This is a genomic window from Flavobacterium sp. 9AF (assembly GCF_902506265.1).
In the GTDB taxonomy this organism is placed as follows: Bacteria; Bacteroidota; Bacteroidia; order Flavobacteriales; family Flavobacteriaceae; genus Flavobacterium.
Window position 1 is genome coordinate 23,689 of record NZ_LR733625.1, and the last position, 12,474, is coordinate 36,162.

At 33.1% G+C, this 12,474-nt stretch carries 6 protein-coding genes; 4 read left to right on the plus strand and 2 right to left on the minus strand.

Annotation, left to right across the window (positions count from 1 at the left end):
• Window positions 1-126: 126 nt before the first annotated feature.
• The gene (locus tag HALO113_RS18670; protein WP_159780658.1) at window positions 127-6,732 is read right to left on the minus strand and encodes a GEVED domain-containing protein; all 6,606 of its coding nucleotides are present in this window, start codon (window positions 6,730-6,732) and stop codon (window positions 127-129) included.
• Between the two features lie 329 nt (window positions 6,733-7,061).
• Here HALO113_RS18670 and HALO113_RS18675 point away from each other — a divergent pair, with 329 nt between their 5' ends.
• From HALO113_RS18675 to hemL, 4 genes are all read left to right on the plus strand, one after another.
• On the plus strand, window positions 7,062-8,975 hold the full coding sequence (locus tag HALO113_RS18675; RefSeq protein WP_159780659.1) for a T9SS type A sorting domain-containing protein: 1,914 nt from the start codon (window positions 7,062-7,064) through the stop codon (window positions 8,973-8,975).
• Between the two features lie 61 nt (window positions 8,976-9,036).
• Window positions 9,037-9,930, plus strand: a complete 894-nt coding sequence (locus HALO113_RS18680; protein WP_159780660.1) for a 1-aminocyclopropane-1-carboxylate deaminase/D-cysteine desulfhydrase — start codon at window positions 9,037-9,039, stop codon at window positions 9,928-9,930.
• Complete coding sequence (locus tag HALO113_RS18685; protein ID WP_159780661.1) at window positions 9,927-10,781, plus strand: glucosaminidase domain-containing protein; 855 nt, start codon at window positions 9,927-9,929, stop codon at window positions 10,779-10,781. Before HALO113_RS18680 ends, HALO113_RS18685 begins: the two co-directional genes overlap by 4 nt.
• Complete coding sequence (gene hemL, locus HALO113_RS18690) at window positions 10,781-12,067, plus strand: glutamate-1-semialdehyde 2,1-aminomutase (RefSeq protein ID WP_159780662.1); 1,287 nt, start codon at window positions 10,781-10,783, stop codon at window positions 12,065-12,067. The genes HALO113_RS18685 and hemL overlap by 1 nt, the downstream gene beginning before the upstream one ends.
• 27 nt (window positions 12,068-12,094) lie before the next feature.
• Here hemL and HALO113_RS18695 read toward each other — a convergent pair whose 3' ends face one another.
• Window positions 12,095-12,418, minus strand: coding sequence for a hypothetical protein (locus tag HALO113_RS18695; protein ID WP_159780663.1), 324 nt, complete (start codon window positions 12,416-12,418; stop codon window positions 12,095-12,097).
• Between the last annotated feature and the right edge of the window lie 56 nt (window positions 12,419-12,474).

A 12,474-nucleotide genomic window follows, 5' to 3' on the forward strand; every position in this document is an offset into this window, starting at 1 on the left:
AATTTGTTAAACAAATCAAAATATTTATGTTAAAAAATAATATTTAATACAATACATGTGTTTGTTTTATAACAAAAAAACCAGTCATTTTGACTGGTTTTCCATATATATAAGATTTTTTCTTACTTAGAAAATGATCTTTTTATCTACTGTAGCTCCATTAGAAAGTTTTATTTTAACAATTAACGGAGAATCTGTTTTGAGTACTGAATTAATTTCTTTTTCCATTGAATTAATTTTATTTGCATTAAAAACAATTTTACCTAAAATGTCAAATATTTGAATACCCTCTATTTCATATGTTAAAGACTTAATAGTTAAAATATCGCTTGTTTGGATAAGTACATCATTAGTAATATCAAAATCAGGATTTTCTAAAGTATTATTAGGAGTATATCTTAGAATAAATCTGTTATCTATGTTTCCTGTGCTAGAAACTGTAAAGCTATAAGGTGTTAGTCTTAAATCATGTACAATTCCAGTAGTTATATCTTCAAGATAGATGTCTTGATTTGTGTTCTCAAATAATCCATCAACAGCTCCAATACCAATAGTGTAATTACCTACTTGATTAATATATATACCTAAGTGAACAATATCGGAATTTATAAATGGTACTGCTCTACCTTGAATGTTTAATTTTTGAGATGTATTTGCATATGAATAAATATCAAAATAATTTTTATCCACTGAAGGTGCATCATACATTCTGTCAACATCATTAGTGGCATTAGAAATATAGCCTACTAAAGTTCTAACTGATGGGCCATTTTGTTTGGTTAAATCTAACCAAATTCTATTTGCTTCATTTGTATTGGTGTTAGAATTTCTGTAGAATTGACTATTATTATAAGTCGCATTTCTCATATTGTTATTAAAAATTACATTCTCTGTAGTAGCTGCTGTTGTGTGTTTCATTTGTACAAAGAAACCTTGTCCTGCACCAATAAATCCTCCAAAAATACCAGGTCCAGAAGATGAGCCACTTGCATTATAAGTGATATAATCATTGATTGAATAGTTACTTTGGAAATTTTGATAGAAAGGACTAGTTGTTGAACTACTCACTCCTGTACCATGTGTCCAAATTTTAACAAAACCTTCAAGATTAGTATTAGTATTTAAAAAGTCTATTGCATTAATTGCTGAAGGGTATGGGTTACCAATTAAATTTAAATTATCATCATCTTTTGTTACAGGTGTAGTTGTTGGACCTGTATAATTCGCTCCATCGTAAGTACTTCTCGAAACAGGAATAAAGATATCTCCATTATTGAAAATACCTGTAAAGTTTGCAGATATTGTACCTGCAGCACCTTGTCTAGCAATATATCCTTTACCTGTAATCATATTTCCACTTGCGCTAACCCATGTTCCAAAATTACTTGGATAGGTTGGAGCTCTGTTTACTGTTGGTTGCCAAACAAATCTAGGATTACCAGGAATACTAGTTGATGGGAAGTTGCTTACAGGTGATGAGTAGTATACATAATCATAAGTGTTTGATGTAGTAGTAACTCTATTCATTGTCATTGTCCCAATACCAGAATTAGAAATGTTGTCAATTTGAACTAAACTCGTATTGTTTGCTAAGTTGAAGTTACCGTCATTTAAAACATATTCTTTGATGGTTAAAGCATTGCTGTTTTGAATGTTTAATGTACCACCTGGTTTTATGGTTAAGTTTTTACCTGAACCATTTGGCCCTGCACTTAATAATGAATTTACACCCGTATTTGAAATAATTACACAAGTATTGATATCAGGTACTCCGGCTGGTGACCAGTTGTTAGGATCGTTCCAATCTGTTGAAACAGATCCTTTCCAAATTTGTGTTTTATTTGTAACATTTATTGTTGAACTTGTTGTACAACCATTTGTTAAATTAGCGTGAGCTGTAAACGAATAAGAAGGTGTTTCTAACTGCGTTACTGTTGGTTTAATATATACTGTTGAAATAGGTGTTCCTGCTGTATAAGGTATTGTGCAAGCAGCATCAATATATGCATCAACTGGTAATGCACTTGTCCATGTGAAAGCAGGTGTTAATGTTCTGTCACCATATAATTGAACATCATCTATTGCAACACCATCACACCACCCCGCTTTGTATCTAAATCTAAGTTGTAATGATGAAATGTTTATATAAGAGCTTAAGTCAAATGTTTGAGTGGCAAATTGAGTTCCAATACCTACATCAGATACAAAAATTGCTGAAGGTATAGCCGTCCATGCACCTGAACCATTTCTGTATTCAATTGTAACATATTCTACAGTAGCACTGTTTGCATCATAATAACTTGAAAAGTACATTCTAAATGATAAAGTTAGATTCAAGAAACCGTTTGTATTTACTGCAGTAGACTGTAATGCCGTTTCCACTTTTCCAAAAGCTGATCCACCCGTTGATAAATCAGATGTTGTCATAACAAACTGATTAGGGCTAAATCCAGACGAAATGGCTGGATACCATACTGGATATGTTGGGTATGGAGGTACGTACGTACTACTTCTTATTTGCCAATCAGTAATTGAAGCATTCGGTGTAGCAATACTATTGTTAGCGAAAACACCTAAACCGCTCTCGAAATTTTCATTAATCAAAAATACTTGTTCAGTAGTTGCATTTGCTGTTAAATCTATAATACTATTTTCTCCGCAAATTTCTGGTGTAGAACTTGTAAATGTGATATCTGAAACTGGTTTTACATATGCCATAACTTCTGTTCTGAATAATGATTCGCATGTTCCATTAAAAGCAGTAACATAATAAGCAGTTGTACTAGAGATTGAAGGTGTTGACCATGTAGTAGATGCGGAAGTTCCTACAAGTACGCCTCCAGTTTTAGCAGAATACCATCTGTATTGAGTAGTTCCAGCAGTTCCAGTAGCTCCTAAAGTAAGTGACCCAGTTCCACATCCCGTCGCAGAAGCTATAGTTTGAATTTTAGCTGCGCAATTAGCAATAACTGTAAATGTATAATCTTCAGTTTCACCACCACTAGCTAAATTTCCACAAGAATTAAAAGAATTACTTCCGTTATTAATTCTAATTCTAATTCTATAGTCTCCTGGAGTTGTACCACTAGGAATTACAAAACCAAAAGTTGTATTTAAGAATGCACTTGTAGATTGATAAACTATCTCGGTAGTATTGTCGAAAGTGTTGTCTTTGTTCCAATCTACCCATGCTTTCATATATACAGCAGCATTTCTATTAGTGTCTACAAAAATATTTACTCCTTCTCCTTGAGCTTGAGTTGCTTTAGGGGTTAATGAAGCAAAATCTTGAAAGCCAGATGGATTTGTTGAAAAAGTAGAAGTATTGCTTGAATTAACTAGGTTTCCAACAAAATTAACTTGTGTAATGTAATTTGAAGATTGTAAACCAGGAGTAACTGATGGTGTACAATAATTTTGTGTATTCGTAGTAGTAAATCCACTTAAAGGACTAGTTGTATTGTATCTTGGCCCACCTGTACAGAATGAATTATAAGCAAAAACAAAAACATAATACGTTGTTGAATTTGTTAATCCAGATATTGTAAAAGAAGTACTGTTATCGTTTGATATAACTATATTTCCAGCTCCAACGGTTCCTCCAACAGAGTAGGTTGTCCCATTAGTGGGAGAAGGAACTGTTCCGGTGGTGTTATATATAACTAAATAATTATTAGGAGCAGGACTTGCAGGTGTAAATGAACCTGAAATAAATGTACCTGTAGGACTTAAAGCTAATGCCGTTGGCTGAGCTGAAGGTGTGCTACAAGGTGAAGCAGGAATTATATTTAAAGTATAATCTTCAACTTCTCCACTGAATCCAGTCGCACATGCATCACCTGTTGTTGAGCCAAATTTACATTGGATTCTCATTCTTGTTTGACCAGTGATGGCACCAGCTGGAACTGTTATAGATAATGGGCAAAGTGAACTCGCACCATTGGTTACATTGGTTGCTGTTCCTAAATTATAGGATTCTCCTGCTTCAAATATTCCATTACCATTCCAATCTATCCATGCAGTTTGGAAGTGAATGTTGTTACCAGATGTGTTAATTAAAACATTAAGATTGTATGAGATTCCTTTTAGAACAGTTGTCGATATAGCTGTGAAGTTAGAATAACTAACATTTGTAGCCGTTCCTGTATTGTTGATGGTGTTAAATTGAACCCCTGTTATACCATTGTTTGAAGTGCTCCCAGAAGAAGGACAATAACAGGGTTTGTCAGAAGTTGTAAAATTCCAAACAACTGGGGTTCCTGTAGTTATTCCACAAAGATTTCTTGGTACAATTTTCCAATAATAGGTTGTAGAAGGAGATAATACTCCTGTGTTGTATGTATTTGTTGCAACGTTAGCAGTTATAGTGCCAGGTAAGCTACCTGCACCAAAATAGACATCATATGATGTTGCTCCAGCAACAGCTGCCCAGTTAATACTAGTAATAGCACCTGAACCTGAATAGCAAATTCCAGAAGTAGAATCTAAAGGGGATGGAGTAGTAGCTATTGCTGATGGAGGATTGTTTACCACCACTGTTATGTTACCTTCTCCAGAACTCCAGCATCCAGTTGCATTATTTCTTGATCTTATATAATATGTTCCTGAAGTATTTACTACAAAAGTAACGTTGCTATTTGTCGTAACTGTTCCTCCAGATACAGTTTGCCAATACCAAGTTTCTCCTGCAGGAGGTGTCCCATTTCTTGTTAAAGTAACTCCTGTAGGGTTACATTGTGGAGAATTGCTTGTTGGATTTCCTGGATTAACAGGAACTGCATTAACAGTTAAAGTGGCAATATTTGATATGATTGTACACCCAGATGTTGAAGTAATTATCACATCGAAGTTGCCAGATGCGGCAACTGTTGGGTTTGTGATAGTTAAACTTGATGTATTTACATCGCTGTAAGGAGCGGTGTTAGTTAAATTAACGCCATTTCTTCTCCATTGATAGCTTGTTCCTCCAGTAGCTGTAACCGAAAATGATCCACTACCAGATTCACAAATAGAGGTAGAAACAGGCTGTGTTGTAATTATTGGAGTGGTATCGATAGTTAATGTTGCTACACTTGAAGTGGTGGAACAAATTCCATTGCTAACGATTACATCAAAATTACCAGCTATAGCTAAAGCAGGATCAGTTAATGTTAATGTTGCTGTATTAACACCGCTATAAGGTGCAGTATTAGTTAAATTAACACCATTTCTTCTCCATTGATAGGTAGTTGCACCTGTTGCCGTAACACTAAATGATCCATTTCCGGGTTTACAAATTAATGTTGAAACTGGTTGAGAAGTTATTGTAGGAGTTGCTACCACTGTAAAGATTCCTAAAGATGTGCCAGTTCCGCTTGGATTGGTTACACTCACTTGTCCAGTTGTACCTGTTCCAATAGTTGCAGTTATAGAAGTAGCAGAATTAATTGTAAAAGAAGTTACATTTGTTCCTCCTATAGTAACAGCAGTAGCTGATGAGAAATTAGTTCCAGTAATATTAAAAGTAGAACCTACACAACCACTTGTTGGTGTAAAACTGGTTACAGTTGGAGGAGCGTTTGTGACATTTAAAGTGTAATCTTCTGCTTGACCATAACCACCGCCAGTTTGACAAGGGTTTGTAGGAGAAGAACCAAAACGATACATTACTCTAAGTTTTGTAAAGCCAGTAGCGGCTGTTAAAGGTACAGTAATCGAAGTAGTAAAAACGGAAGCATCCGCACCGTTTGTGTTGGTTATTAGTCCTATTGAGAATATTTCATTAGCATTATCACCAAATGTCCCATTTTGATTCCAATCTGCATAAGCTACAGCATAGAAATTGTTTCCAAAACCTGCATTAGCTTGCATAGAAAATGTATAAGTTCCTCCAATATTCACATTTCCAGTATTACAAAATGATTGATAACTTGGAGTACCGTCAATGATATTACTTGTTGAGTTGTTTAAATCTGAAAAAGTAACGTTTGTAATTGGCCAAACATTATTAGTAAATGATGGTGTACAATAGTTTTGTAAAGTAGATGTATAAGTGATGCTTATTTGACCATTTGCACCATCACCACCGCGTCTTCCTCCACCGCCACCAGTTCTTCTAGCACCACCGCCAGCGCCACCAGGTCCAGTTCCGTTATTTCCATTGTTAGATCCGCCACCTGTTAATGCAGTGCCTCCAGCACCTCCATTAGCACCAGCACCTCCAGCGCCACCAATTGTTAATCCGATATTTGTTCCTATGAAACCATTACCACCAGTTAAATTTATGGTTCCGCCTGTAGCAGTCCCACCAGTTCCTGGAGTTCCTTGATTTTGTCCTCCACCGGTACCACCATTTGCGGTTAGGGTTAAAATTGTGGTATCTCCACCATCTCCACCATTATTATTTCCGCCTATGCCACCAGCACCTACAGAGTAGGTAATTGTTTGACCAGGAGTAACGGTAAAAGTTCTGGAGCTGTAGCCACCACCACCACCACCAGATCCGCCGTTAGGGTTGTTGTCTGCAGCACCACCAGCACCACCAGCACCCCAAGCTTCTATAGTAACAGAAGTAACATCACACGGTACAACGAATGAGTTTGTTCCAGGTGTGTTGTCGGTATAGGTTTGTGCATAAAAAATACTTGAAAATAGAAGAAAAAACAAAACAAATATTGATTTGTTTTTTTGTAAGTTGTTTTTGTTTGGGACAACAAAAGGGCATAACTTTTCTAATGAGTAAAGTTTAATCATAGACAAATTGGTTAAATTAGTAATCTTTTCATTGGTTTTTAGCGTAATTTAAACCTTAGGCTGTACAAAAATAATCTTTTTTTTAACTTAACCAATAGAAAATGTGTAATTTATGTTAAAAAATGTTTCAACTAACGTTTTTTAGTGTATTTCATCGATTATTTTTTTTTATTATCTAAACTTTTTTATGATTTTTTTAAATAAATTAAAATTTAATACTTATCTTTATTGTGTATTTGGTAGATTATATTTGCATTTAAACTATTAAGTGTCAATTAATATACTTAATTTGATTAGTTTTGAATTGTGTTTATAAAAGCTTCATGATTATGAAAAAAACATTATTTTATTTGCTGCTATTGCTAAGCTTAGATTTAACTGCTCAAATGTATGTAAGTCCAAGTAGTTTTGTTTACGTTAACGATGCTTATGTTTATGTTAAGCAAGATATGAATTTAGATAATAATGGAAACTTCTATTTAAGAAATAAATCACAATTGCTACAGGGTAATGTAGGATCAAGCTTAAACAGTGGTTTAGGAAATTTATCTGTTTTTCAAGAGGGGACTTCAAATAATTTTGGATACAACTATTGGTGTTCACCAGTAGGTGTTCCAGCTGCTAGTGTAGGTAATTCTACTTTTGGTATAACAAGATTATTTAGGCCTACAGATGTTGTTAATAGTTCGGCAGCTACTATTTTGCCTAGTTCATCTTTAAATGGTACATCCACTGGTTCTTCACTTTCTATAGCTTCAAGATGGATTTATAAATTTGTGCAATCCAATCAATATTCTCAATGGGCTTATGTAGGTAATGCTTCTACTTTAGCAGCAGGTGAAGGTTTTACTATGAAAGGCGTTTCTGGTAGTGATAATGTTGTAGCCGATGCGAATGAAGGCGTTGCTAATAATCCTGGTAATAATCAAAGATATGATTTTAGAGGAAAACCAAATGAAGGAACAATAAATATTCCAGTAGGAACTACTCCTGGACCGGATTATCCAAATCGAACTTTAACAGGAAATCCATACCCGTCTGCAATAAATCTTAATTTGTTTTTACTTGAAAATAGCGGATATACTGTTAATTATACAACGGGTTCATATACTCTAACAGGTGCAGCGGTTATAAATGGGAATGCGTATTTTTGGGAACATGAAAAACCAGCTACATCACATTATGTTTCTCAATATATTGGTGGTTACGGAGTTTATGTAGCAAATGGAGCTACTGCTTTTTCTCCCGGTACTTATACTTCTGCCACTTGGAATACTTATAATGCAAATGGAACACCTAATTCAACTGGAAGTTCTACAGCAAGTGTTTATAAAAGAATGTTTACGCCAATAGGACAAGGTTTTCAAGTTCAAGGAGCGGCTAATGGCAATGCTCAAATGAAAAATGCTTACAGAACTTTTGTTAAAGAAGGAGTGGCTTCTAATTCTCAATTTGACCGTAACGCTAACAAAAACAGCTCATTTTCAAACACAAATTGGGAAGAAATTCCAAATGTAGCAAATGTAGATTACACACAATTTTCAAAAGAGCAAGTGCCTCAGTTTAAAATTCATACTATAATGAATGATCAATATACTAGAGAAACTGTAATTGCTTTTAATGATAATGCAACTGATGGATATGATTTAGCTTTAGATGCAGTTACACCAGAATCTAACTTGCCTAGAGATGTTTTCTTTCCATTAGAAAATAACTTGCAATTTGTTATTTCAACCTTGCCGTTTGATATAGATAAGAAGATGCCTTTGGCTTTTAAAGCAGATATAAATACAGTTTTTAAAGTTGCTGTAAATGAATTGATTAATTTTAATATGGCACAAGATATTTACTTGCATGACAAACAAACGGATGAATATTTTGATATAAAGAATAGTTTTTTCTCAATAACATTGGCTCCTGGATTATATAAAGATCGTTTTGAAATAACTTTTAAAAATAATAGTTCTTCTCTAGGAATTAATGATGAAGAATTGAATTCTTTTTCAGTTTACCAAAATAACGATGCTCAAAATTTAACCATCTTTAATCCATTATTTAAAGATGTTAAAGATTTTAGTATGTATGATGTTACTGGTAAAAAGGTAATTAGTAAAATGAATCTTGGCAATTCAGAACAGATTCAAGTGTCAACATCTGGATTAAGTGATGGTGTTTATTTCGTTAAGTTGGTAACACAGGATAATCTTCAAGTGGATAAAAAAGTATCTATTTTTAGAAAATAAATTTTATTTATGACAATTTTTAAACCTCGATAATATCGGGGTTTTTTGTTATTTTTGCATTGTGAATGAGAAAATAAAAATAGAACTACCAAATAATATTCAATTATTTATTAAACGAGAAGATTTATTACATCCGCATATATCGGGTAATAAATTTAGAAAATTGAAATATAATATTCAAGAAGCCATAGATAAAGAGGCAGATGTTTTAATAACCTTTGGTGGAGCATTTTCAAATCATATTTTAGCGACCGCTGCTGCTGGTAAAGAATACGGTATTCGTACGCTAGGTATTATAAGAGGTGAAGAAATTCTAAATACTTTTTTAGATAATCCAACGTTGTCTTTGGCTAGCAAAATGGGGATGCAATTTAAGTTTATAAGTAGGTCAGAATATGATAAAAAATCGGATTATGACTTTATTGAGCAGCTAAAGACTCAATATAATGCTTGCTATATATTACCAGAAGGAGGAACAAATGATTTGGCGATTAAAGGATGTGAAGAAATTTTAGATGAATCCGATTCTCTTTTTGAATATGTTTGTTGTCCTGTTGGTACAGGTGGTACAATTTCAGGAATTATTAATAGTTCCTCTAAAGAACAAAAAATAATAGGATTTTCTGCATTAAAAGGGAATTTTTTAGAAGATGTAATTTGTAAATTTGTGACCAAAAAGAATTGGATAATAAACAATGAATATCATTTCGGAGGTTACGGAAAAGTTACAGATGAATTAGTTTCTTTTTTGAATCAATTCTATTTTAAAACAGAAATCCCTTTAGACCCAATCTATACTGGTAAAATGGTATATGGGGTTTTAGATATGATACAAAGAAATGAATTTCAGGCAAATAGTAAAATTTTACTGATTCATACTGGAGGTTTACAAGGAATAAAAGGGGTAAATAAATTAAGACTAAAAAAAGGCAAAGGAATATTGCAATATTTATGATAAAAAAAATTATATATATATATTTAGTGCTAACTATTATCAGTTGTGGTACAGCAAAAAGGAAGAATAGTTCATCAACAAAAAACAAAAACACAACAAGAACAGTTGTTGTTAAAAAACAAAAGCCTGTTTTTGAAAATCCTAAAGTAAATATTGAATTGCCAGAGAATAAAGAAGAGTTAGAAGCTACTTCAAAAGTTTCTGTAACGTATAGCAATGTTAACTCATATATTGATTCTTTCAAAGAAGTGGCAAAACAAAATATGAAAGAATATGGAATTCCAGCCAGTATAACTTTAGCACAAGGAATTTTAGAATCTGGTGCGGGTAATGGAAGACTTTGTAAAGAGGCAAATAATCATTTTGGAATCAAATGTCATAAAGAATGGAGTGGTCCTTCTATAACTCATGATGACGATGCTGCTCAGGAGTGTTTTAGAAAATATGAAAATCCAGCTGATTCTTATAGAGATCATTCCCTTTTTCTAACCTCTAGAAGTTGGTACAAACCCTTATTCAAATTAGAAAAAGACGATTATAAAGGATGGGCAAAAGGGTTAAAAAAATCGGGATATGCTACGGATCCAAAATATCCTGAAAAACTTATAGCTATTATTGAAAGGCATCAATTGGACAGATTTGATAGTGAAGTTTTGAAAAAAGAATATTCAGAAGAGGAAATAAAAAATAATGAAGTGATTTCAACTTCAGAAACTTCTTATTATGTTAAACAAGGAGATACATTATATTCTTTATCAAAAAAATTTAATTTATCTGTAGAAGAATTAAAAAAAATAAATGGACTAAAAGATAATGCGTTATCAATAGGTCAAAAAATAAAATTACAATAATGTTATACAAAAGAAGTAGTCAATTATTTGTTGAAGCAAATGAGGTTATTCCAGGAGGTGTAAATTCACCTGTAAGAGCATTTAAAGCTGTAGGAGGAACGCCTATTTTTATAAAAGAAGCAAAAGGGGCTTATTTATATGATGAAGATGGTCATAAATATATAGATTATATTAATTCTTGGGGACCAATGATTCTCGGACATGCTTTTGAGCCTGTGATTAATGCCGTTATTGAAAAGGCTAAAAAGGGTACATCATTTGGTGCACCTACAGAATTAGAAACCAAAATTGCTGCTTTAGCAGTGTCGATGGTACCAAATATTGATAAAATCCGCTTTGTAAGTTCAGGTACAGAAGCTTGTATGAGTGCTGTTCGGTTGGCAAGAGGATACACCAAAAGAGAAAAAATTATAAAATTTTCCGGATGCTATCATGGACATTCAGATTCTTTTTTAATTGCTGCAGGTAGTGGAGCAAGTACTTTTGGAGTGCCTAATTCTCCTGGCGTAACTGCTGGAACTGCAAAAGATACTTTGTTGGCTAAATATAACGACATTGATAATGTGAAAGCATTATTTGAAGCCAATAAAAATGAAATTGCAGCACTAATTATTGAGCCAGTAGCTGGAAATATGGGTTGTATTCCACCAAAGGACAATTTTCTAAAAGAATTGAGAAGCATTTGTACAGAAAATGGTACTTTGCTTATTTTTGATGAAGTGATGACTGGATTCCGACTTGCTAAGGGTGGTGCTCAAGAACTTTATAATGTGGCAGCCGATATAGTTTGTTTTGGGAAAGTCATAGGTGGTGGTTTACCCGTTGGTGCTTTTGCTGCTAGGAATGAAATTATGAATTATTTATCTCCTTTAGGTCCAGTATATCAAGCAGGAACTTTATCAGGCAATCCTTTGGCAATGGCTGCTGGTTATGAAATGCTAAAAACATTAAATGAAGATGCTTTAATTTTTCAAAGATTAGAAGAAAAAACAGCTTATTTAGAAAAAGGAATACATAAAGTGCTATCTGAAAATAAGGTTCAATTCACGATCAATAGAGTAGGCTCAATGATTTCAGTTCATTTTGATGCTAATCCAGTTTATGATTTTGAAACAGCTAAAAATGGAGATAATCAAGTGTTTAAAAAGTTTTTCCACGATTTACTTGAAAGAGGTGTTTACATAGCTCCATCGGCTTATGAAACTTGGTTTATTACAGATGCTTTAACTTACGAAGATTTAGATTATACTATTAATAAAATAAAAGAAGTTACCATACAAGAATAAAAAAATCCTGCATTAAGCAGGATTTTTTTAGTTTATTACTCTTTCAAAAAGAGCTGTATTTCTTTTCAATTTATCAAAATTTTCAGCAGTTAATGAAGCTTCTAATTTTTTTGTTATCACATTTGCAATAACTTTTTTTCTTTCATCACTTGAAGTTTTTGATTGCTCATCATATTTATAGTAAAATAGATTAAAGAAATCAATTTCTTCTTTGTCACCAAGTTGAAGTAAAGTTACAACATCTTTACTGTCTTTTTTAGCTAATGTAACAAAGTTTTCATTTCTTTCTTGAGCATACGAACTTAAGCCGAACGCAAAAAATAAAACAAAAATAGCTAGTATTCTTTTCATTTTCAATGGATTTATGGTTTGTGGTATCAAATCTAAATTAATTTTAGCTTTATTCC

What these genes read in the sequence shown, in the direction of transcription:
- HALO113_RS18670 (WP_159780658.1), bottom strand. Translation starts at nt 6,732, where the DNA reads ATGATTAAACTTTACTCATTAGAAAAGTTATGCCCTTTTGTTGTCCCA.
- HALO113_RS18675 (WP_159780659.1), top strand. Translation starts at nt 7,062, where the DNA reads ATGAAAAAAACATTATTTTATTTGCTGCTATTGCTAAGCTTAGATTTA.
- HALO113_RS18685 (WP_159780661.1), top strand. Translation starts at nt 9,927, where the DNA reads ATGATAAAAAAAATTATATATATATATTTAGTGCTAACTATTATCAGT.
- hemL (WP_159780662.1), top strand. Translation starts at nt 10,781, where the DNA reads ATGTTATACAAAAGAAGTAGTCAATTATTTGTTGAAGCAAATGAGGTT.
- HALO113_RS18695 (WP_159780663.1), bottom strand. Translation starts at nt 12,418, where the DNA reads ATGAAAAGAATACTAGCTATTTTTGTTTTATTTTTTGCGTTCGGCTTA.